The 23,047-nt window shown below is 53.3% G+C and carries 21 protein-coding genes and 1 other annotated feature; of the genes, 13 read left to right on the forward strand and 8 right to left on the reverse strand.

Features of this window, described 5'->3' with window-relative positions:
* Window positions 1-149: 149 nt before the first annotated feature.
* From B1H56_RS01845 to B1H56_RS01875, 7 genes are all read left to right on the forward strand, one after another.
* A complete protein-coding gene (locus tag B1H56_RS01845; protein WP_066520455.1) occupies window positions 150-1,226 on the forward strand; it encodes an alcohol dehydrogenase catalytic domain-containing protein in 1,077 nt (358 codons plus the stop codon).
* A gap of 233 nt (window positions 1,227-1,459) precedes the next feature.
* Window positions 1,460-2,950 (forward strand): sugar ABC transporter ATP-binding protein, encoded by a 1,491-nt coding sequence (locus B1H56_RS01850; RefSeq protein WP_066520459.1) that lies wholly within the window; start codon window positions 1,460-1,462, stop codon window positions 2,948-2,950.
* 15 nt (window positions 2,951-2,965) lie between these two features.
* A complete protein-coding gene (locus tag B1H56_RS01855) occupies window positions 2,966-3,937 on the forward strand; it encodes an ABC transporter permease (RefSeq protein ID WP_066520460.1) in 972 nt (323 codons plus the stop codon).
* Window positions 3,938-3,949: 12 nt separating this feature from the next.
* Entirely contained in the window at window positions 3,950-4,978 is a 1,029-nt protein-coding gene (locus B1H56_RS01860; RefSeq protein ID WP_066520461.1) for an ABC transporter permease, read from the forward strand.
* A 54-nt stretch (window positions 4,979-5,032) separates the two neighbouring features.
* Complete coding sequence (locus B1H56_RS01865) at window positions 5,033-6,097, forward strand: autoinducer 2 ABC transporter substrate-binding protein (protein ID WP_066739730.1); 1,065 nt, start codon at window positions 5,033-5,035, stop codon at window positions 6,095-6,097.
* A gap of 212 nt (window positions 6,098-6,309) precedes the next feature.
* Entirely contained in the window at window positions 6,310-7,977 is a 1,668-nt protein-coding gene (araB, locus tag B1H56_RS01870) for a ribulokinase (protein ID WP_066520463.1), read from the forward strand.
* Window positions 7,967-8,656 carry an L-ribulose-5-phosphate 4-epimerase gene (locus B1H56_RS01875; protein ID WP_066520464.1) on the forward strand — a complete coding sequence of 230 codons (690 nt, stop codon included), beginning with the start codon at window positions 7,967-7,969 and terminating at the stop codon, window positions 8,654-8,656. Before araB ends, B1H56_RS01875 begins: the two co-directional genes overlap by 11 nt.
* 72 nt (window positions 8,657-8,728) lie before the next feature.
* On the opposite strand, the gene B1H56_RS01880 is transcribed toward B1H56_RS01875, so the two are convergent.
* The 8 genes from B1H56_RS01880 to B1H56_RS01915 all read right to left on the reverse strand — a co-directional run bounded on the left by B1H56_RS01880 (window position 8,729) and on the right by B1H56_RS01915 (window position 16,073).
* Window positions 8,729-9,334 (reverse strand): CpXC domain-containing protein, encoded by a 606-nt coding sequence (locus B1H56_RS01880; RefSeq protein WP_066520468.1) that lies wholly within the window; start codon window positions 9,332-9,334, stop codon window positions 8,729-8,731.
* Between the two features lie 27 nt (window positions 9,335-9,361).
* Window positions 9,362-9,847: a prolyl-tRNA synthetase associated domain-containing protein gene (locus B1H56_RS01885; protein WP_066520471.1), complete on the reverse strand. Its 486-nt coding sequence runs from the start codon at window positions 9,845-9,847 to the stop codon at window positions 9,362-9,364.
* A 327-nt stretch (window positions 9,848-10,174) separates the two neighbouring features.
* Entirely contained in the window at window positions 10,175-10,846 is a 672-nt protein-coding gene (locus B1H56_RS01890) for an ABC transporter ATP-binding protein (RefSeq protein ID WP_066520473.1), read from the reverse strand.
* A 3-nt stretch (window positions 10,847-10,849) separates the two neighbouring features.
* Window positions 10,850-11,452 carry a hypothetical protein gene (locus B1H56_RS01895; RefSeq protein WP_066520475.1) on the reverse strand — a complete coding sequence of 201 codons (603 nt, stop codon included), beginning with the start codon at window positions 11,450-11,452 and terminating at the stop codon, window positions 10,850-10,852.
* 25 nt (window positions 11,453-11,477) lie between these two features.
* The gene (locus B1H56_RS01900) at window positions 11,478-12,683 is read right to left on the reverse strand and encodes an ABC transporter permease (protein WP_066520481.1); all 1,206 of its coding nucleotides are present in this window, start codon (window positions 12,681-12,683) and stop codon (window positions 11,478-11,480) included.
* A 4-nt stretch (window positions 12,684-12,687) separates the two neighbouring features.
* Window positions 12,688-14,052 (reverse strand): RND family efflux transporter, encoded by a 1,365-nt coding sequence (locus B1H56_RS01905; protein ID WP_066520484.1) that lies wholly within the window; start codon window positions 14,050-14,052, stop codon window positions 12,688-12,690.
* 120 nt (window positions 14,053-14,172) lie between these two features.
* Window positions 14,173-15,363 (reverse strand): sensor histidine kinase, encoded by a 1,191-nt coding sequence (locus B1H56_RS01910; protein ID WP_066520485.1) that lies wholly within the window; start codon window positions 15,361-15,363, stop codon window positions 14,173-14,175.
* A complete protein-coding gene (locus tag B1H56_RS01915) occupies window positions 15,360-16,073 on the reverse strand; it encodes a response regulator transcription factor (protein ID WP_066520488.1) in 714 nt (237 codons plus the stop codon). Before B1H56_RS01915 ends, B1H56_RS01910 begins: the two co-directional genes overlap by 4 nt.
* A 192-nt stretch (window positions 16,074-16,265) precedes the next feature.
* Window positions 16,266-16,516, forward strand: a binding site (T-box leader).
* A 68-nt stretch (window positions 16,517-16,584) separates the two neighbouring features.
* Here B1H56_RS01915 and trpE point away from each other — a divergent pair.
* Genes trpE through trpA form a run of 6 tightly spaced genes read left to right on the forward strand, consistent with a single transcriptional unit; the run spans window position 16,585 to window position 23,046 of the window.
* On the forward strand, window positions 16,585-18,051 hold the full coding sequence (trpE, locus tag B1H56_RS01920) for an anthranilate synthase component I (protein ID WP_066520676.1): 1,467 nt from the start codon (window positions 16,585-16,587) through the stop codon (window positions 18,049-18,051).
* Complete coding sequence (locus B1H56_RS01925) at window positions 18,048-19,706, forward strand: bifunctional anthranilate synthase component II/anthranilate phosphoribosyltransferase (RefSeq protein ID WP_066520491.1); 1,659 nt, start codon at window positions 18,048-18,050, stop codon at window positions 19,704-19,706. The genes trpE and B1H56_RS01925 overlap by 4 nt, the downstream gene beginning before the upstream one ends.
* Entirely contained in the window at window positions 19,703-20,482 is a 780-nt protein-coding gene (trpC, locus tag B1H56_RS01930) for an indole-3-glycerol phosphate synthase TrpC (RefSeq protein WP_066520494.1), read from the forward strand. The genes B1H56_RS01925 and trpC overlap by 4 nt, the downstream gene beginning before the upstream one ends.
* Window positions 20,479-21,090: a phosphoribosylanthranilate isomerase gene (locus B1H56_RS01935; protein WP_066520496.1), complete on the forward strand. Its 612-nt coding sequence runs from the start codon at window positions 20,479-20,481 to the stop codon at window positions 21,088-21,090. The genes trpC and B1H56_RS01935 overlap by 4 nt, the downstream gene beginning before the upstream one ends.
* On the forward strand, window positions 21,087-22,274 hold the full coding sequence (gene trpB / locus B1H56_RS01940) for a tryptophan synthase subunit beta (protein ID WP_066520499.1): 1,188 nt from the start codon (window positions 21,087-21,089) through the stop codon (window positions 22,272-22,274). The genes B1H56_RS01935 and trpB overlap by 4 nt, the downstream gene beginning before the upstream one ends.
* Window positions 22,267-23,046 carry a tryptophan synthase subunit alpha gene (gene trpA / locus B1H56_RS01945; protein ID WP_066520501.1) on the forward strand — a complete coding sequence of 260 codons (780 nt, stop codon included), beginning with the start codon at window positions 22,267-22,269 and terminating at the stop codon, window positions 23,044-23,046. Before trpB ends, trpA begins: the two co-directional genes overlap by 8 nt.
* Window position 23,047: the final 1 nt, after the last annotated feature.

Consider the following 23,047-nt stretch of genomic DNA (forward strand, 5'->3'; position numbering starts at 1 on the left):
CTCCGCTTTTTTATGATTCAATACATTTAAAAATTTACTATTGACTTTCTGGAAAATATAGGTATACTTTAAAATATAAAATACTTTTATTAAAGTAATTCATAAAAGAAAATTAAAAAACAAAAAGAGCAAAAGGGCGGGATGGATTTATGAAAAAGATACCTGAGACAATGAAAGCGCTTGTAGCCTATGGACCCGGCGAATATAAATTGGTGACAGACTTTCCCACGCCGGATTGCGGTCCGGACGATATTATCATCAAAACAGAAGGATGCGGAATCTGCGCCGGAGATTTGAAATGTCAGCTTGGCGCCGCGCGATTTTGGGGGGACGATATACAGCCAGCCTATGTGGAGCCTCCATTTATTCCCGGACATGAATTTTTGGGGACCGTGGTAGATAAGGGTGAAAATGTGACGGAGTATGAAATCGGAGACCGGCTAACGGCGGATCAGATCGTCCCGTGCGGAGAATGCGAATACTGCCGGACAGGACGGTATTGGCTATGCGAGCCGCACAATGTATTCGGATTCAAGAATTTTCTCAATGGTGGAATGGCTGAATATGTACGCTATCCAAAGACGGCGGTCTTGCATCGTGTTCCGAAAGGAATGCCCTTGCTTGATGCTTTACTGGTGGAACCCTACGGCTGCTCGAAGCATGCGGTGGACAGGGCGGAAATAACAAACGAAGATTTCGTAGTGATCTCGGGCGCCGGTTCGCTCGGACTCGGGATGATCGCCTATGCAAGGATGAAAAATCCGGCGAAACTCGTCGCGCTTGATATCTTGCCTGAGAGGCTCGAAAAAGCGGCGGAATTCGGCGCTGACGTGGTGATGAACCCCAAAGGAACGGATGTTGCACAAAAAGTGCTTGAGATGACGGGCGGCTATGGCTGCGACGTTTACATCGAGGCGACTGGGCATCCCTCGAGCGTGCTGCAAGGCCTGAAAATGATCAGGAAGCAGGGACGCTTCATTGAATTCAGCGTATTTGCCGGGGAAACATCTGCCGACTGGTCCATCATAGGAGACGGGAAAGAGCTGGAACTCCGCGGCTCACAGCTGAGTCCTTATTGCTTTCCTTTCGTCATCGAACATATTATGAACGGAGACCTGAAAACAGCAGGCGTCGTATCCAAAACCTTTCCGCTGGATGAATGGGAAGCAGCATTTGATTGTGCCACCGGAAAATACGGTGATTTTAAAATCGCCATTACGTTCTGAATTTCGGACGGGAATTTTGCGGAAGCAATCATTTGGATCGAGAAATTCAAAAATTGCCAGTTAATTAATCATATTTTATAAAAAAGATTTATAAAAAATATTGACAATTTAAATTCATGATTTTATAATGAGGTCAACAATTAAAGCTCCATTTCATACAATTCAAACAACAACGTACTTCAACCTTTCATGAATCATGAAGAAGAAAAAACTTTCCGGAGAGGGGAAAAACCATGCAGACTTTTTTGGAAATCGATCATATCAGCAAGACGTTTCCGGGAGTAAAAGCGCTCAGCGATGTTCATTTTGATATTTACCCTGGGGAAGTGCATTCCCTGGTGGGCGAAAACGGCGCGGGAAAATCTACCCTGATTAAAATTATGTCGGGGGTATATCAACCGGATGAAGGCGGAACGATCAAAATCAATGGAAAAGAAACAAAAATACATAATGCGATGGATGCGATTCGGCAGGGAATTGCCGTTATTTATCAGGATTTCAGCCTGTTCGGCAATCTGAGCGTGGCAGAAAATATCGTTATCAATCAGATGATCGAAAAGAACCGACAGGTACTGAACTGGAAAGAGATACGTAAAAAGGCTGCGGAAGCGCTCCGGATTGTGGGCGCAGATATCAGTCCGTCAGAAACGCTGGAAAATCTTTCAGTCGCCAAGCAACAAATGGTTGCGATCGCAAGTGCGGTGGCGCAAAAGGCACAGATGATTATTATGGACGAACCGACTTCGGCTCTATCGACGACGGAGGTGGAAACGCTGTATGGCATTATTGAGAAACTGAAAGCGGAAAATATTGCCGTGATGTTTGTTAGTCATAAGATGGACGAATTGTTCCGGATCAGCGACCGTTTCACAGTATTCCGGGACGGCCAGTATATCAAAAGCTGTAAAAAAGAAGAAATTGACCGTGGGGGACTTATTTCACTGATGGTGGGCCGGAAGATTGAATTTGACAGCCTTGCCAACCCGGTACAAAAATCCGAGGTGGTACTTGAGGTTTCCCATCTGAGTAAAAAAGGGAATTTTAAAGATATATCTTTCACGCTTCACAAGGGAGAGATATTGGGGATCACCGGCCTTGTCGGCGCAGGGCGGAGCGAGATGGTACAGGCGCTTTTCGGCTTAAATCGGCCGGACAGCGGCACCGTGAAAATTGACGGCAGGGAAACTCATATCGATAATACATGGGGCGCCGTGGACGCAGGGATCGGATATATACCGGAAAGCAGGCAGACCCAGGGGTTGGTGCTTGATAAATCGGTGGCGGAAAACATTGCACTGCCACAGCTTAAAAAGTATACAGGAAAATTTGGTTTTGTAAACCGTAAAAAGCAAAAAGAGACAGTGGGTGAATGGGTAGAAAAGCTGGACGTGCGCCCACGCAATGAAGAACTTCTGGCGATGCAACTTTCCGGCGGCAACCAGCAGAAGGTGGTCCTTGCAAAGTGGATCGCTACGGACGCAAAAATATTGATTGTCGACGAGCCTACAAACGGTGTAGATGTGGGTGCGAAGTCTGAAATCCATAAAATATTGCGGCAGCTTGCAGATCGGGGCACGAGCCTTATCGTGATTTCGTCCGAACTGCCGGAAGTCCTTGCGGTAAGCGACCGCATCCTTGTCATGAGGCGAGGCAGAATTTCGGGAGAATTTGTGAATAAGGACCTGACACAAGAACTTATCATGGATAAGGCAGTCGTGAGCTGAGAGGGAGGACGCAAGATGATAAAAAGCTTGGTAAAAAAAAGGGAGTTTACGATTTTTATGATCGTAGTCGTAATTGCGGTCGTAATTGCGATCTCAAACAGCGTCTTCTTACGGGCGGACAACATTATTGATGTGTTGAAAAGCAATTCAGTAATCGGCATTATGGCGCTGGGAATGCTGCCCGTATTGATCTCCGGCGGCATCGATGTATCGGTATCGTCTACGATTGCTTTATGCGCGGTGATCTCAGGAAAGCTGCTTACAGTCAGCGGAGCAAATCTTTTTGCCGTGCTGGTCGTTTCGGTTGCGGTGGGAGCGGCTGTCGGACTCGCGAACGGACTTATTATTTCGAAGTTGAAAATATCCCCGATTGTCGCCACGCTTGGCACAATGTCTATCGTTCTCGGAGCGGTGCTTTATTGGACAAACGGGGAATGGATCACCAATCTGCCGGAGGATTTCAAAAATTTTGGTACGACAACCGTCGCTGGAATCCCGATTCAGGTCATAATTTTTGCCGCACTTATTGCAATCACAGCGCTGGTTTTGAAATATACACTAGTAGGGCGCGGGGTCTATGCTATCGGCGGCAGCGCGTCCTCGGCAGTACGTGTTGGTTACAACGTAAACAAGATACAGACATTAATTTATGTGTTTACAGGTATGACCGTAGGTCTTGCAGCGGTAGTTCATACATCGATCGTGCAGCAGGTGGATCCGAATACATTCACCGGACTGGAAATGGATGTGATCGCCTGTGTGGTAATCGGCGGAGCGAGCACTATGGGCGGATCTGGCTCTGTTACGGGAACCGTACTGGGTGTGCTGCTGATGGCGATTATGAAAAACGGACTTATTCTTGCACGCATTCCCACTTATTGGCAGGACATCGTGGTTGGCCTGATTATCGTGGTCGCAGTTTCTATCGACGTGCTGAACAGAAATCGGGAACAAGAAAAACTCGTCCGCGTAGACGTGGAAGAATAAGGAGGCGCACACATGAAAGCGTTTAAAACCTTGAAGGAAAAGTATGCAAACGAATTGACGCTCGCATGCATTTTTATCGCAGTTTTTATCATACTGGGCATTCTCGCGCCGGATAAGTTCTTAACAGCCTATAACCTTGGCTCCATGATGTCGCAAATGCCTGAACTCGGCCTGTTGTCGCTTGGTATGATGGCGGCGATCTTGACCGGGGGAATGAATCTCTCTATTTGCTATATTGCTTCTCTCTCCGGAATATTTGCAGCTTATGTTTTGTCGAGCGATTTTGCGGCGACAAACGTTGGAGCCGGGATCGCGGCGGCAATCGGTGTGGCGATGCTGGCCGCGGTGATAACGGGATTAATTAATGGCGGTGTGATTGCCTATATCGGCGTCGCGGCAATGCTTGTAACGCTTGGAACTATGACACTGTTTCAAGGGATTGCAACCAATATTACCCAAGGCGGGGCAATATCCGGGTTTCCTGAAGAATTTATGGCGCTCGGAGGGGGAAACGTACTTGGAATCCCTGTTCCCATGCTTATTTATATCGGAGCGATCATTGCGGCCTATCTGCTTCTTGAGCGGTCCGCATGGGGATCGCGGGTTTATATGACAGGGTGCAATGAAACAGCAGCGAGATTTTCCGGCGTAAACACAAAGGCCACAGTTTTAAAGGTCTATATATTTTCAAGCGTGATGGCGGCAATTGGCGGACTGATTATGATATCACGCTATAATTCAGCACGCGTTGACTATGGCTCTTCCTATCTAATGATGAGCATTTCGGCGGTAGTCCTTGGTGGCACGAGCATTATGGGAGGCCATGGCTCTGTGATTGGAACGGTGATTGCCGTTGGCATTATCCAGATTGTAACGACAGGGCTGAATGTACTTGGGATCAACCGCTACCTGATCGACATTATTATAGGTGCAATTCTGATTGGCGTGTTAGCAATCCGCTTCCTGAGCAAGAAGCTTTCCGACCGCAATCTTGTGAAAGCCCGGACGGTAAAAGCGGACGTGCAATCAAATACGATTTAATTTCCCGAACGCTGCGGCGTTCCGAACTATCAATAAATTCAGGAGGAAATGATTATGAAGAAGTTAGTGGCAATTTTGCTCGCTGCGGCTATGATGCTTTCACTCGCGGCCTGCACGGGCAGTCCAGATGCGGGCGGTGCATCCGCATCAGCGTCGGCCGAAACGCAAGCGCCTGCGGCAGATACGTCGGGTGCGGACAAAACGGCAGATGAAGCAGGCGACAGCAATTACAAGATTGCAGTTGTTCCGAAGCTCATTGGCATCCCGTATTTCACACAGACGGGCGACGGCGCCAAAGCAGCAGGCGATGAACTTGGAGTGGAGGTCATTTATACTGGCCCTTCAAAGGCGGATGCGGCGGAACAGGTAAAGATGATCGAGGACCTAATTGCACAGGGCGTAGATGCGATTGCAGTTGCCCCCAATGATCCGGCGGCAGTCGTCCCGGCACTCGAAAAGGCAAAAAATGCAGGAATCGTATGTCTTGACTGGGACGCCCCGGTAGACAACGAAACGTTGATTGATGCGTCTATCCACCAGATCGAAGACAAGGAATTTGCAGAACATTCCATTGATATGCTGGTCGAAGCGATGGGTGACAGTGGGGATTATGCGATCCTGACCGGCTCGCTTTCCGCACCGAACCAAAACCTGTGGATTGATTACGCAAAGACCTATGCGGCGGAGAAATATCCAAATCTAAACCTTGTGACGGATCCGATTCCAACGGAAGAAAAACAGCAGGAAGCTTATAGTAAAACGCTTGACCTGGTTAAGGCTTACCCGGACCTTAAGGGCATTGTTGGATACGCGACGGTTTGCCCGCTGGGCGCGGCGCAGGCAATCCGTGAGAAAGGGTTGCAGGACCAGATTGCGGTTGTGGGTACGGCAGTGAAGGAGGACGCTCAGGAATTTATTGAAGACGGCTCGCTGGATATCGCATTCCTTTGGAATACGCAGGACCTTGGCGCACTCACTGTTAAAGTTGCGAAATATCTATTGGATGGCAACGAGCTTTCAAGTGATATGACGATCGACGGATTTCCAGATATCTCGGTGGACGGCAATGTCGTATATCTCGGACCACCGGAAGACTATACGAAAGATACCTACAAGTAATCAAAAATCAAACTGAACTGGGGAGGCCGAATGGTTCGGCCTCCTTTGTATTTGGAAAAGAGAAACAGGATGTTTCCCTGGATAACAAGGGATATATGAAAATAAATGATAAATTTTATTACAGAAGCACAAAAATCCAGTGGCGAAATAACCGTTCAGGGATTAGAATAGTAGAAAAGGGAAGTTATAGCTTCCATCCGGGAGGGAATGACATGGGAAAATATTCGATTGGAATTGATTATGGGACGTTATCAGGCCGTGCGGTGCTCGTGGACGTTGTGACGGGGGCAGAAATCGCGTCGAGTGAAATGGCGTATCCGCATGCTGTCATGGACGAAGCGCTGCCGTCCGGGAAAAAACTGGGCGTGGACTGGGCGCTCCAGCATCCGCAGGATTACCTCGACGTGCTGTATCATATCGTTCCGGATGTACTAAAACAGGGCGGCGTAGCTGCCGCGGATGTGATTGGCGTGGGCGTTGATTTTACATCGTGCACCGTCCTGCCGGTGAAGAAGGATGGGACGCCTCTTTGCTTCCTGCCTGAGTATGCGGACGAACCGAACGCCTATGTGAAGCTGTGGAAGCATCATGCGGCACAGGACAAAGCGAATATAATCACGGAAACAGCGGAAAAACGCGGGGAAAAATGGCTGGCCCGGTATGGCGGGAAAATTTCGTCGGAATGGGTGTTCGCGAAAATCTGGCAGATACTGGACGAAAGTCCGGAGGTCTATGCGGCGATGGACCGTTTTATCGAAGCGGCGGACTGGCTCGTATGGCAGCTGACCGGAAAAGAGACGCGCAATTCCTGCACAGCCGGATATAAAGCGCTGTGGCATAAACAGGAGGGATACCCTTCCAGGGAATATTTTGCGGCACTCGATCCGCGGCTGGAGAACGTGGTGGAGGAAAAACTGGGAACGGACATCCTGCCCCTGGGGAGCCGTGCGGGCGGAATCACCCCGGAAATTGCGGAAAAAACGGGACTTGCCGCCGGGACTGCGGTCGCTGTCGGCAATGTGGACGCGCATGTATGCGTTCCCGCGGTAAAGATCAGCGGGGCGGGCAAGATGCTTGCTATTATGGGGACGTCCACCTGTCACATGCTGCTTTCCGAAAAGGAACGGGCAGTGCCCGGTGTGTGCGGATATGTGGAGGACGGAATCCTTCCGGGATTTTATGGATATGAAGCGGGGCAGTCGTGTGTGGGCGACCATTTTGCATGGTTTGTGGAAAACTGCGTTCCCGCAAGCTATAGGGAAGAAGCGGAGAAAGAGGGCCTTCCGATCCAGGTTTACCTGCAAAAGCTGGCGGGACGGCAGAAAGCGGGAGAAAGCGGCCTGCTGGCGCTTGACTGGTGGAACGGGAACCGCTCGATCCTTGTGGACGTAGACCTTACGGGAGTCATGCTCGGCATGACGCTCCAGACGAAGCCTGAGGAGATGTACCGCGCGCTGGTAGAAGCGACAGCATTTGGAACGCGTACGATTATCGAGAACTTTGAAAAGCACGGTGTGCCTGTCGACGAATTTTATGCCGCAGGCGGCATTGCGGAAAAGAGCCCGTTTATGATGCAGGTATATTCGGACATCATCAAAAAGCCGATCCGCATCTCGGGCAGCAAGCAAGGCCCGGCACTGGGCGCGGCGATTTTTGGCGCGGTGGCGGCAGGAAGCGCCGCCGGCGGGTATGACAGCGTATTCGAAGCGGCGGAAAGAATGGGCAAGCTGAAAGACGTCTTGTATACGCCGGACGAGGAGGAGGCAAAGACATACGACGCGCTTTATGCAGAGTATGAGAAACTCCATGATTATTTCGGACGGGGCGGAAACGACGTAATGAAAACTTTGAAAAGGATAAAAAAAGCACATGAAGGATGAACTGAAACGCAGGGTCTATGAAGCGAATATGCTGCTCCCCAAATATGGGCTCATTACCTTTACCTGGGGCAATGTATCCGAACGGGAAGGGGATGTGGTCGCGATCAAGCCGTCCGGTGTGGAATATGATGCGCTTCGGCCGGAAGATATCGTGCTTGTGGGCATGGACGGAAGCATACTGGAAGACGGCCTGAACCCGTCCTCCGATCTTGAGACCCACCTGGAACTGTACCGTAATTTTGAAGGAGTGGCGGGGATTACCCATACACATTCGGAATGGGCGACTTCGTGGGCGCAGGCGGGGATGGACATTCCCGCGGCGGGAACGACGCATGCGGATTATATTTACGGGGACGTGCCGTGCACGCGTGGACTTACGCCGGGCGAAATACGCGGGGCGTATGAGCTTAATACCGGCAAGGTGATCGTGGAGACCTTCGCGGGCCTTGATCCTCTGGCTGTGCCGTGCGTGCTGGTGAAAAACCACGGACCGTTTACCTGGGGCGCAAGCGCAGCGGAATCGGTGCGCAATGCAGTGGTTTTGGAGCAAATAGCCAAGATGGCGTTTGTCGGACGGACCCTTCAAGGCGGCGGCCCTGAGCGGATGCCGCAGAGCCTGCTTGACAAGCACTACCTAAGAAAGCATGGCAAAAACGCTTATTACGGGCAAAAGAAATAAAAAAAGCCATCCCGCCGGGATGGCTTTTTTCAATACGGTTTGCATGCGGCCACCCTGTTGGGCGGACCGTTTTCAGCTTTCAAGCAGGCGGAAATGGTCCAGGACCCACTGCGAATCCACTGTTTCAAAATCTCCCGACTCTTCAAAATGTGGAGAGGAAAGCTCTGTGAGCATCTGGTTGTACAGCCCGAACGGTGTTTTGAGGATAAAATCGTTTCCGTCTTTTGCAAGGGCAAAAAAGCTCAGGGCTTCTTTATCCGCATCCGCGAGCAGCAATACATCCGGGTCCTTCACGTCGAACCGCTCCGGGTTTTGTTGGATCGTGAGGATTTTCAGCAATTCGATGGCCCGGTCGTCAAGGCCGCGGTTGAAAATGAGAACCTTTTCCCGGAAACTATGGGTGGAAAACACATCGCGCAGCGAATAACCGGGCTGCGGCGCGGGCACGTCCGGGGGCAGGTCGGTAAGATCAAAGCCGCGGGGAATAAAGCGGATCATGACGCGCTTTGCGGGATCGTGATAAATGCATGGATAAGGCAGCATCAGCTCCGCCCCACACGAAGGGCATGCCGCCCGGAAGGCTGTCAGGTCAAGGATTTTTTCCGCGCGTTCCGCCAAGGGGAAGGTTTCAAATTCAAATTGCGCCCCGCATTTGGGGCAATCAACGGTTTCTTTCATCAAGGCTCCTTTCCGCCGGAAATAAATTCAGAGCTTGCAGCAAGTGATGGGATTCCCATGCTCCTCGATCAGCCGCCGGAGGTCGGCAAAGCTGAGAAACACGGTCGCTGTATTTTCGCACGGATGCACGCCCAGCGGCATTTCGCCTGCGAGGTCCTGATCGATCACGACCTCGACCTCCGCGTTTTTATCGTTTAGGACACCAAGCGGCGTAACCGCGCCGGGCGTGAGACCTAAGTGCTTTCGCAGGCGTTCCGCAGAGGCAAAACTCATGCGGGAACCGAGGAGCGCGCCAAGCTGTTTCAAGTCTACGGTTTTATCTTTTTGCACGCATACAAGGAAATGGCGTTTGCCGCTCCCATTGCGGAGAAACAGGTTTTTGCAGACGTTTCCGCGGCTGCAGATACCGATTTTTTCCATATCTTCAATCGTAAAGACCTCTTCGTGCTCTATCGTTTCATATGCGACGCCCTTTGCGTCGAGCAGTGCATAGACGTCTTCCTTTTTACCCATGGCTTAAAGTTTACGCTTTCTTCTTTATTTGCTACAAATATACCATATTCCGCAGGGAAAATCCATAAGGACAGAACTATATTGGTTCATTGTGCTTGTATAGATATAAGGCGCCGCCGGCAGGATCCTTTATAATCCGTAATATCCGCAGGCCTTGTATTTAGAACAACGATACCAGAAAATGTTATGTAAAGCAAAGAAAGGACGGACAGGCGGACGAGACGGCAGGATTTCCAAATCAAAAGGGCACAGCCTATGACGGCTGTGCCCGGAAAGGGCGGTGGTTTTTTATGGACGCCCGCATGAAAGCACGCTGTGCGGATGCGGTCATTCGCTGATACGGCCGTCGCTGATGGTGATGATGCGTTTGCTTGCGCCAGCGACGTTGACGTCATGGCTGATCATCACGATCGTATTTCCGGCCTCGTTCAATTCGCGAAACAGCGCCAGGATTTCTTTACCTGTTGTAGAATCGAGCGCGCCTGTCGGCTCGTCGGCCAGCAGCAGGGCGGGCTTCGTTACAAGGGCCCGGGCAATGGCAACGCGCTGCTGCTGGCCGCCCGAAAGTTCATTCGGACGGTGTCTGATCCGGTCCATAAGGCCTACGAGGCGGATACTACCCTCCGCCTGTTCTATTGCTTCCGTGCGCGAAAGGCCGCGCAGCAAAAGAGGCATGATAACATTTTGCAGCGCCGTATACTGCGGGACAAGGTGATACTTCTGGAAGATGAACCCGATCTTTTCATTGCGCAGGCGGGTGAGTTCGCCGTCGCCTTGTTCGTGCACCGCTTCGCTGTCCAGAAAATAGCTGCCCGAATCAAGCGTATCCATACAGCCAAGGATGTTCATCAGCGTAGATTTCCCGCTTCCCGAGGGACCGAGTATCGTCATGTATTCGCCCCGGTCTACAGAAAGGGTGATGTTTTTTAATACGTGCAGGCTTTCTTCGCCCACGGCATAGGATTTATTGACGCCGGCAAGCTTTAAGAAGTGTTCCATTGCCTACTCCATAAGGGCGATGGACGAGATAGAGCCGTCCTCGTTTTGTATCACCATCAGTACATTGCCTTCTTTCAGGTCGGACATTTTGAGCTCCTGCCCGACAGAGTCGTAAATTTTGAGGCCCGCGGGGATGGACAGCTCTTTGGTCTCGCCCGTGTATTCGAGCTCCAATTTAGGCATATCTTCCGGGCTTATCTGGACGATATTGCCGTTTGTATCTTCGGCAAAGTAACCGATGCCGCCCTCAGAGCCGCCGTCTCCCTCGCTTTCGCTTCCGCCCGCATCGCCGCTGTCTGTGATGGTGACGCTTTTGCTGCTGCCGATAGCCGCTTCATATCCATCGGCAGCTTCGCCGCCGGTGTCCGGAACCGCGCCCTCCGGGATTACCGTGGATGTGCCGTCCCCCTCGGGCTGCTTGGCGAGGTCGAGCGTCAGGCTGTTGCCCACGAGGGATTTGACCTTGCCGTACAGGATTTCCACTGTCCGGGCATCTGTGCCTCCGGAATTTTCGGATGGGGAAGCCTCCGGTGCGGCGGGCGCAGAGCATGCCGCGAGGGAGAGGAACAATATGGCCGATAAGGCCGCCATAAGAAATTTTTTCATGTTTTTGTTTTCCTTTCATGTTTGTTTATTCATAGTTAAGGGCGTCGATCGGTTTTAAGCGGGACGCCTTATATGCGGGGTAAAAACCGAACAGGGTACCCGTCACCACCGCGAACAGCAGCGCGATGACCTGTCCGTCGATCGTGGGCAGTACGGGGATATCGGTATAGTCCATCAGTGGCATACAGGCATAGGACAGGCCCACGCCTGCAAGCCCGCCGAACAGGCTGATGATAACGGATTCCAGCAAAAACTGCGTCATGATATCCTTTTTGGAACTGCCGAGAGCCTTCAGGATGCCGATCTCCTTGGTGCGCTCCTTGACCGATACGAAGAGCACGTTCATGATGCCGATACCGCCGACGATGAACACGATGGTCGCCACGGAAATGAGCAGTACGTTCATGGTGCGCGCGGACTCCATGGCCGCGTCGATACGGCTGCCCGCGTCTTCGAGCATGTAGGCGCTGCCGTCCTCAAGGATATAGTTGAGCGTGCCCTGCAGCTGCTTCATGGCGGCCTGAACATGACCTAAATTATCCGCCATGGCGACGACCTGGGGAATGGTGTAATCGTCCCCCAAAAAGCGCTCGCCCGTGGTGAAGGGAATGAAGATCGTGTCGTCGGGATTCACACCCTGCATACCGTCGCCCTTGCGCTCCAAGACGCCGATGATCCTATACTGCTGCTCGCCGGCCTTGATGGTCTTGCCGACAGCATCCTCCGGACCTTTGAAATATTTTTGTGCCAGTCCGTCGCCGATCACGGCTACGCGGGCTTCGTTTTCCACATCCGCGTCCGAGATATTTTCCCCCTGCACGACGGCAAGGTTGTTGATCTTCTCATAGTTTTCGAGCACGCCCGTTATCTGAGAAGATACTTTCTGACCGTTGACGGTGGCATCGGCATAGTAGCTGGCACGCAGGGTGATATCCTGCAAATAGTTGTTTTCCTCAAGCATCTGTTCCATATCCTTGCGCGTCAGTTTAGGGAGGCTGCTCATGTCCTCGCCCGAACCGAACATTTTGCTGTAATCCGGGTTGACGTAGATGGTCTCCGCACTGAGGCCCTGGAACTGTCCGGCGATTTCCGCCTCGCCGCCCTTGCCGATGGCGATGACCATGACGATGGTGACGGCGCCCACGATGATCCCAAGAGACGTTAAAAGCACCTTGAACTTATTTTGCATCAGGTTAATCCATACGATGCGCAGTGTTTCAATCAGTCTCATAACGTTAACCTTCCACGATCACGGTGTCGCCCTCGGAAAGGCCGCCGGTGATCTCGCTGACCTTGCCATCCGAAAAACCGGTCGTAATTTCCGCGTCGCGCAGGGTGCCGTCGTCGTTTCTCATCTTCACGTATTGCTTGCCGTCACGGACAAAGATCGCCTTATTGGAAAGCTGCAATACGTCCTTTTGCCGCTTGATTACCATGGTCGCGTTGGCGCTCATACCGTCCAGCATTTCAGCGTCGTTTGGATCGACGGAGATAGTTACGTTATAGGAGACAGGGTTGCTGTCCTTAATGGGGACGAGGCTGCGGGACTGCACCCTGCCGGTGAATTTCTGGTCGCCGAAGGCGTCGAGCATAAACTCCGCATCCTGTCCTTCTTCGATTTTGCCGATGTCCGACTGGGAGACGGGAACGGTGAGTGTTTTCGTATTTGGGTCGCCGATCATGGCAACGGGAGATTCCGTCTTTGTCTCCGCGCCCGGCGCCGCGTCGAGGGAGAGAATAACGCCGTCTGTGCTTGCGTAAAGGTAAGGATCATCCTTAATGGCCTGTAACTGGCCGGCCTTCTTTTGCGCGGCATCTACATCAAGCATGGCAAGATCGATGGCGTTTTGCAGGCTGCCGGAATTTTCGCCTGCGATTTTTTTATCGATCGCATCGTTTTTTGCCTGTGCCTCATCCTGCCTGTTTTTTGCGTCTTCTAAAGAAGAGCGGTTTAATTGTGCGCTTTCGAGCTCTTGCTTGGCGGCGTCAAGCTCGGCCGTGAGGGCCTCGCGCCTAGTATTGAGTTCCGCGGCCTGCGGGCCGCCCTCGGGCAGGGCGGCGAGCTGCGCATCGGTTTCGCTGATCTGCGCAGTGAGCGCATCGACTTGCTGCCGCAGGGAATCGACTGCGCTGTTTGCCTGTGCGAGCTGGCCATCCGCTTCTGCGCTGCCTACGGCCTGCGAAGCGGCCTCCTTTTGCGCATTCAGCTCTCCAAGTGTTTTGGCGCTTTGGGCCTGTTTTAAGGCAATGCGTGCTTTTTCAAGCTCGTTTTGCGCGGCTTCGATCGCTTCGCTCAATTTTCCCTCATCTGCCATGACGAGCTTATCGCCCGCTTTGACGGCCTGCCCGGGTTTGACCAGCGCCTCGCCGATGACGACCGCTTCACTGAAATTTTGCGGCGCGGAGCCGTAATGCAGAACGCCCTGTCCGTTGATGCCGGCGGTGATGTCGCCGCGGGTCACGGGATATTCGCGCTGGATGGCCCCGGGCGTATCGCTGCCGGCGGCGTTTGTCACGCCGAAATAGCTCGCTATACTGATCCCTGCGATGACGACAGCCAGGGCAGCGATCATCTTTTTAGATGGTTTCTTAACTTTCATGGTATCCTCCAAAAGCTTTTCTTTGCTTATCATACAGGAGGAAGGATTAAGAGACGGTTAAGACGGATATGAAAAAAACACACCCTGCCGTTTGGACGGGATGCGCTTTTGGGATCAGCTTTATTCTGCGGGGATACGGGGGAGCGTAACAGTGAATACCGTACCCACGTTTTCGCCCGGGGCGGCGGAGACCGTTCCGCCGTGGCGTTCGATGATATCTTTGGCAATGGCAAGACCAAGGCCCGCACCGCCTATTTTGCGGGAGCGGGAATCATCCGCGCGGTAGAATGGATCAAAAATATGCTCCCGTTTTTCTGCTGGGACGCCGATGCCCGTATCCATTATGGCAAAGGTATATTTTTTACCGTCGGCAGAAGAGGAGATATCGATACTGCCGCCCTCCACATTATATTTTACCGCGTTTTCGACGAGGTTGGAGAAGGCGCGCATAAGCATGACGCTGTTGCCCGTCGTTGTGAGGCCGCCCGGATCGATATTTAAGGTGAGCCCCTTTTCTTCAATGCGCGGCGCGAGTTGTGCGGCGATGTCTGAAAACATGGAATCAAAATCTACAGCGTCGTTAAAATCGTAATCGCGCTGTGAAGAAATGGTGAACAGGTCGTCCACCAGGCGGATCATGCGTTCGGTTTGCTTTTTAACGACACTGAACGTCTGCCGGTATTCTTCCGTGGTGGGGGCGTCCGACAATTGCAGCACGTCGAGATTCGTTTTGATCGCCGCGAGCGGCGTTTTCAGCTCGTGCGCCGCGTCGGACGAAAAACGCTTCTGGTAGGAAAACGCTTTGGAGAGGCGAGAGAGCATCGTATTAAAGGAATGGGCGAGGCTGCTGATCTCGTCGTGTGCGTCGCCGGCATTGACACGCTGGGAAAGCTCGTGCTCGGTGATGCCCTCAATCTCCGTGCTCAGATCCCGCACGGGCCGAAGCGCCCGGCCGAGCAGAAAATAAGTGAGCAGGCCTCCGCCGCCGATGACCGCGAGCATGATCCACAGGCTGATGCTGTTGAACTGGGCGGTTGATGAATTCATCACTGATACGGCAGCCATTTGGTCCGGCGTGTACAGCTCGTAGTCTTCAGACTCGCCGGGGACGTCGTCACCTGCCGCCTGCGATGAGGTAATGGTGCTCCCGGACACTTCGAATTCATTGAAATTTATATCGGAATCCAGATAGGGGACGACGTACGAAAATTGCGCGTTATAGATGGTGGAAAGGGTAAAGAGGACGGATACTCCCGCCAACAGCAGCACGGTAAACAGAGTCAGCCGCATGCGCAGCGATAGCTTCCTCATAGATTGGGCCTCCGCAGTTTTGCGTCGATATTCTGCACGGGCTTTAAGATACAATAACCTGCGCCGCGCAGGTTGGTAATGAGCTCCTGGTCGGTATGGGCGGCGAGCTTTTTGCGCAGAGTGCTCACATGAACCTTGATGGCGTTGGAAAAAAGGCTGCTGTCACTAAGCCATATATGCTCGATCAGCTCCTCCGCGCTGACCGCCTTGCCGCGGTGCAGAAGCAGGTATTCAAGAATAGAATATTCCTTGGGGGCGAGGTCTATGATTTCGTCCTGATCCGTATATAAAAGATGTGCACAGGTATCGAGTGAGAACCTGCCGAATTTAAGAACGGCACCCATTTGCGTGAAGCTGCGGCGCAAAAGGCTGCGGACGCGCGCTTCCAGCTCGCCGAAATCAAAGGGCTTTACCAGATAGTCGTTCGCGCCGAGGTCAAGGCCTTCGATGCGCTGGGCGTAATCGCTGCGCGCGGAAAGGATGAGCACCTTTTGGTGCAGATCGTTTTCCCGTATCTTTTTGAGAATTTCGAGCCCGTCCATACCGGGCAGGTTCAAATCCAGAAGGATAAGGTCGTAGTCGTTTATAAACGCAAGCTCGCATCCATCCGTCCCGTCCACGGCGGCGTCCACCACATATCCTTTCTTTTCAAAGCCTGCCTTTAAGGCGGCCAGCAAATCTTCTTCATCTTCGATGATTAATAATTTCATTGTCTGCTCCTATCCGATTTTTAGCTGTTATATCCTTTATACTATATCATTACCATGGATCCGGTTAAGAAACGGTTAAATTTTGATGAATTGTAGAAAAAAGGCTTGCATTCACAAATTATATTTCCAAAAGAGCGGGCGAAGAGGGTGTTGACAGAAACCGGGGCCGGATTTATAATGGAGGTCAATAAGGAAAATCCGCAGAGCGGAAGTAAGTAGCCATGGAAACGATGTCAAAGAGAGCGGGCGGCTGGTGGAAAGCCCGTACATACGCCGGTGGCGAATGGGTCCGTGAGGAGCAGGTGGAATTTTTTGAGTATACCTCGCCGTGATTCCCGCGTTAAGGGAAAGGATATAAGCGCTGTAAGCGCCGTATCTGTAACGAGCAGATCAGAGGATTGATCTGAAATTTGGGTGGCACCGCGAAGCTTTTCGTCCCTTGGAGGACGGAAAGCTTTTTTTATTGCAAAAGCGCCGGATGGGGCGCGAAGGGAAAGAAAAGGAGAATCAAATGTTGTATCCAGACAAACGGGAAGTGGAAGAATTGCTCAGGGAATACGATGTCGTACCAGTGTTTTACGAAATCCTTTCGGACAGCTGTACGCCAATCAATATCTTCAACTCGTTAAAACAGGGGGAAGAGACCTGCTTTATTCTGGAAAGTGTGGATAATTCACAGAAATGGGGACGCTATTCGTTTATCGGCGTACATCCCAAAATGGAGCTTAAGATAAAAGACGGGAAGGCCGTTATGATCGAGGACGGGCATGCGGCGGTGCGTCTGACAAAGGACCCAGCTTCCTACCTGTCGGACCTCATGGCGAAATACAAGTCCCCGGTCTTTCCCAACCGGCCCAAGATGACGGGCGGGCTTGTGGGATATTTTGGCTACGATATGGTGCGCTATATGGAAAAAACACTTACCCACGCGCCGCAGGACGACCTCGATATGCCAGACTGCCATCTGATGCTGTATGATGAGATCGTGGCCTTTGACCACCTGACCAACAAGGCGGTGATTATCCTGAATATTTACGCGGATGAAGGTATTGACGAGCAATACGGGGCGTGCATCCAAAAAGCGGAAGAAATTGCGGGAAGGTTAAATGCTTTCACACCGGCCGGCCATGCCGGACCAAATGAAGGGATTGCCGTTTCTTCCAATCTTACCAAAGAACAGTATGTGGAAAACGTTAAAAAAGCGCAGGAGTATATTAAAAGCGGCGACATCTTCCAGGTGGTGCTGTCACAGCGGTTTGAAATCACAAATCCGCCCGATCCGTTTGACGTATACCGCGTTCTTCGCGCGAGCAATCCGTCGCCGTACCTGTTCTATTTTAAGCTGCGGGATTACAGCATCGCGGGCGCTTCGCCGGAAATGCTGGTGAACGTCACAAAGGGGATCGTTACCACAAAGCCCCTTGCCGGGACGATCCGCCGAGGCGGGACGGACGAGGAAGACGCGGAGCTTGAGGAGGCGCTGCTCTCCGATCCCAAGGAACGCGCGGAGCATACGATGCTCGTGGACCTTGGCAGGAACGACGTAGGGCGCGTAAGCAAATTTGGCACGGTGGAAGTGACCAAATTTATGGAAGTTGAAAAATATTCCAAGGTGATGCACCTCATGAGCGACGTAAAAGGGATACTGCAGGACGGCCTTTCGGCGGTGGACGCGCTGATGTCGGTGCTTCCGGCGGGGACCCTGTCGGGAGCGCCCAAGGTGCGCGCGATGGAGATTATTGACGAACTGGAAAACGAACGGCGCGGGCTTTACGGCGGGACGGTCGGCTATCTTGGCTTTGACGGGAACATCGATACGTGCATCGCGATCCGCACGGTGCTGTTTAAGGGCGGCAAGGCGTATGTACAGGCGGGAGCTGGCATCGTAGCGGATTCCGATCCGGAAAAGGAATTTACGGAAACGGAGAATAAAGCCCTCGCGGCGGTAAATGCAGTGAAGGAGGCGGCAGCCTTATGATAGTATTGATCGATAACTACGATTCCTTTACCTATAACCTTTACCAGGAGATTGGAGAGCTTTACGGGGAGGTGAAGGTCTTCCGCAACGACGAAATCACTCTTGGCGAAATCGGACGGATGGCTCCGGAAGCGATCGTTATTTCACCGGGACCGGGATACCCGGGCTCCGCCGGGATATCCGTGAACGCGGTGCGGATGTTCAGCGGCAGGATGCCGATTCTCGGCGTGTGCCTCGGACACCAGGCGATCGCGGAAGCGTTCGGCGGGAAAATCGTACGCGCAGGCAAGCTGATGCACGGCAAGGCCAGCAGCATTGCACTTAAGCAGGATAACCCTCTGTTCTATGGCCTGCCAGGGACGGTTCTTGCCGCCCGGTATCATTCGCTGATCGTGGACGAGGATACGCTGCCCGGCTGTCTTGAAATCACGGCGCGGGACGAGGCGGGGCAGATCATGGCCGTTTCGCATACGGAACACCCGACCTATGGAGTACAATTCCATCCGGAATCTATTTTGACAAAAAGCGGACAAAAAATGCTTGAGAATTTCCTGGACCGCGTGGCGCATGTCCCGGTGCGGCGCCTCGATTTTGACGAGACGCTGCTTCCGCCGGAACAGCGCAACCTGCTGAAGCCGTATATTTTCAAGGTGATTGAGGGAACGGACCTTACGCAGGACGAAGCCTATGCGGCAATGGACTGCATTATGAGCGGCGGCGCGACGGATGCGCAGATCGGCTCGTTTATTACGGCCTTGCGCATGAAGGGCGAGACCATTGATGAGATAACCGGTTTTGCGCGTGTGATGCGCAGCAAAGCTGCGGTGATGCCTCACAGCGCTGCGGCGATCGATATCGTGGGTACGGGCGGCGACCTTGCGAATACCTTTAATATTTCCACAACCGCGGCATTTGTGGCGGCGGGGGCGGGGCTTTCCGTGGCCAAGCACGGCAACCGCAGCGTATCGAGCAAGAGCGGGAGCGCGGATGTTCTTGAGGCGTTGGGGGTGAAGATCGATATGACGCCCGCGCAGGCGAGCGAGTGCCTCGACGCCTGCGGACTTTCGTTTCTCTTTGCGCAGAAGTTCCACGGATCGATGAAATTCGCCGCCATGCCGAGAAAGCAGATCGGCGTGCGGAGTGTGTTTAATATTTTAGGACCGCTCGCCAATCCGGCATTCACACGGTATATGCTGATTGGCGTATACGACGAGGCACTGATGGAGCCGATGGCGAAGGTGCTCCAGAATCTTGGCGTGAAAAGGGCGATGGTGGTGCATGGGAGCGACGGGCTTGACGAGATCACGATTTCCGGAACAACGAAAATTTGTGAGATAAAAGGCTCCAAACTGATTAAATATGAATTGGACCCCCGCGATTATGGAATGCGGACTGCAAACATCGGCGAAGTGGCGGGCGGGACTGCGGAAGAGAATGCACAGATCACTCTTGCGATCCTCAGCGGGCAAGAACGGGGAGCCAAGAGGGATATTGTTCTTTTGAACGCCGCGTGCGCGCTTGTCATCGCGGGGAGTGCGGAAGATATCGGGCAGGGGCTTTCCCTCGCGCGTGCCTCGGTGGATACGGGCGCGGCGATGGGAAAGCTTGGGGAATTGAAGGCGCGGACGCGCGGCTTCGGAAAGGAAACGTCATGATTTTAGACGATATTGTTTCTTACAGGAAAAAGCAACTGGAATATGAGAAGGAGGTCATGGGCGAAAAAGAGGCCATGGACCGTGCGGCGGAGGACGAACGCACGCCCAGAGACTTTTTAGGCGCCCTTCAAAAAAGCGGGCTTTCCGTGATCGCCGAGGTCAAAAAGGCCTCGCCGTCAAAGGGGGTGATCCGTGAGGATTTTACGCCGATCGGGATCGCGAAGGAATATGAGAAGGCGGGGGCGAACGCAATTTCGGTACTTACGGAAAAGCATTATTTCGGGGGAAGCAGCGAATATTTGCAGGCGATCCGCGAAAAGACGGACCTGCCGATCCTGCGCAAGGATTTCATTATCGATGCTTACCAAATCTATGAATCCCTTGTGATAGGCGCGGACGCAGTGCTTCTTATAGCGGCGCTGCTCGACAGCTTCACCATCGCGCGCTTTATGCGTATTGCGGATACGCTTGGGCTTGCGTGCCTGGTGGAGGCGCATAACGAAAAAGAGCTTCGCATTGCGCTTGACGCGGGCGCGCGGATCGTCGGCATCAACAACCGCGACCTTAAAACATTTGAGGTGGACCTTGGAACGACGGAGAGGCTGGCAAAGCTGATCCCGGCGGACAGGGTGGTGGTCGCGGAAAGCGGGATAGTGACAAATGCGGACATGAAGGCCGTTGCTTCTTATGGCGCGGATGCAGTGCTGGTCGGCGAAGCGCTGATGCGTTCGGACAATATTCCGGGAAAGCTGGCCGGACTGAGGCAGGGCGTATGAAGATAAAGCTGTGCGGTATGCGCAGGGAAGAGGATATCGTCTTTGCAAACCGCTACCGGCCGGACTATATCGGTTTCGTATTCGCGAAAAGCCCGAGGCAGGTGAGCCCGGCGCAGGCGGCGCAGCTTGGACGGATGCTGGCTCCGGACATCGAAGCAGTGGGTGTATTTGTGAACGAACCGCTTTCCAGCCTGGAAAAGACCATGCGGGAAGTGCCGCTCCATGTGATACAGCTCCACGGCGATGAGGACGCAGGTTATATCGGCGGGGTAAAGAAGCTGGGGGTCTCCGTTTGGAAGGCGGTCAGAGTGCGCGCAGAAGGCGACATCCGGCATGCGGAAACGCTGGGTGCGGACATGCTGCTGATCGACGCTTTTTCGCCGGACGTATACGGCGGAACGGGAAAAACCGCAGACTGGAGCATGATCGCCCGTGCACAGCCGGCGCAGCCTTTTTTCCTTGCCGGCGGGCTCCATGCGGGAAATATAATGGAAGCCGTGCGCCGGGTGGAACCGTTTGGCGTCGATATATCCGGCGGGATCGAGACGGACGGCTATAAGGACGAAGATAAGATTAAAGAGCTGATGGGGGAAATGAAAAGGTTATGAACAAAAAAGGAAGATTCGGTACGCACGGCGGCCAATACCTGCCGGAGACGCTGATGAATGCGATCATCGAGCTCGAGGAGGCGTACGAACGGTATAAAGACGACACGGCATTTAAAGAAGAGCTGAAAGACCTGCTTGAAAACTACGCGGGCCGTCCATCCCTGCTTTATTATGCGGAGCGTATGACCCGGGACCTTGGCGGCGCCAAGGTTTACCTGAAGCGCGAAGACCTCAACCACACAGGATCGCACAAGATTAACAACGTGCTGGGACAGGTGCTTTTGGCAAAAAAAATGGGTAAAACGCGCGTGATTGCGGAGACGGGCGCGGGCCAGCACGGCGTGGCGACGGCCACGGCCGCCGCGCTGATGGGCATGGAATGCGAGGTCTTCATGGGAAAGGAAGATATGGAGAGGCAGGCGCTGAACGTTTACCGTATGGAGCTTTTGGGCGCGAAAGTACATCCCGTAGCCAGCGGGACGGGGACGCTGAAGGACGCTGTTAACGAGACGCTGCGGGAATGGACCTCGCGCATCAGCGATACGCATTACGTGCTGGGATCGGTGATGGGACCGCATCCGTTTCCCACGATTGTGCGGGATTTCCAGAGTGTGATTGGAAAAGAGGTAAAAAAGGAGCTGCTGGCGAAAGAGGGCAGGCTGCCGGATGCGCTGATTGCATGCGTGGGCGGCGGCAGCAACGCCATGGGTCTGTTTTACGATTTTATCGGCGACGACAGCGTACGCCTGATTGGCTGTGAGGCGGCGGGGCACGGAGTGGATACGGATCAAAACGCTGCGACGATCGCAGGAGGAACGCCGGGAATTTTCCACGGCATGGAATCGTATTTCTGCCAAGACGAATACGGACAGATCGCCCCGGTATACTCGATCTCCGCCGGGCTCGATTACCCGGGCATCGGCCCGGAGCACGCATGGCTGCACGATACGGGCCGTGCGGAATACGTGCCTGTTACGGACGGTGAAGCGGTGGAAGCGTTTGAATACCTGTCCCGTACGGAAGGGATCATTCCGGCAATCGAAAGTGCGCACGCTGTGGCCTACGCAAAAAAGGCCGCGGCCGGGATGGGCAAGGATAAGATCGTCGTTGTGAACATTTCGGGCAGGGGAGACAAGGACGCCGCGGCGATCGCGCGTTACAGGGGGGTGGATATCCATGACTAAAACAAAAGCGGCATTTTCCGGAGGAAAAGCGTTTATCCCGTTTCTTACGGCGGGCGATCCCAGTCTCGCGGTGACGGAGGAGCTGATTGTGGAACTGGCTGCGGCGGGGGCGGACCTGATTGAGATCGGCATCCCGTTTTCGGACCCGGTGGCGGAAGGACCGGTGATTCAGACGGCGGACGAGCGGGCGCTTGCTGCGGGAACAACGACAGACGGGATATTCGCAATGGTTTGCCGTGCGCGCGAAAAGACAGGCGTGCCGTTGGCTTTCATGACCTATATTAACCCGATCTATAGCTATGGGAGCGAACGGTTCGTGGAGCGGTGCGCGGAGCTTGGCGTGGATGCGCTGATCGTACCAGATCTGCCGTTTGAAGAAAAAGGGGAGCTACAGCCGTATTGCACGGAATATGGAGTGGATCTTGTTTCGCTGATCGCTCCCACTTCAAAGGAACGTATCAGGACCATTGCACGCGAAGCGGAGGGATTTCTGTATTGCGTATCGTCGCTGGGAGTGACGGGAGTGCGCACGGCTATTGCAGCGGACGTGGGGGAAATGATTTCCCTTGTGAGGGAGGTTTCGGACATTCCCTGCGCAATCGGCTTTGGCATCGCTACGCCGCAGCAGGCGGAGGAGATGGCGCGGAAGGCGGACGGGGCGATCGTGGGGAGCGCGATCATGAAGATCGTCGCCCGGTATGGGGCGGACTGCGTTCCGCATGTAACGGCGTATGCGCAGGAGATGGCGCGGGCCGTACACGAGGCAGGGTAAG

The sequence above is a fragment of the Christensenella minuta genome (assembly GCF_003628755.1).
Classification (GTDB): domain Bacteria; phylum Bacillota; class Clostridia; order Christensenellales; family Christensenellaceae; genus Christensenella; species Christensenella minuta.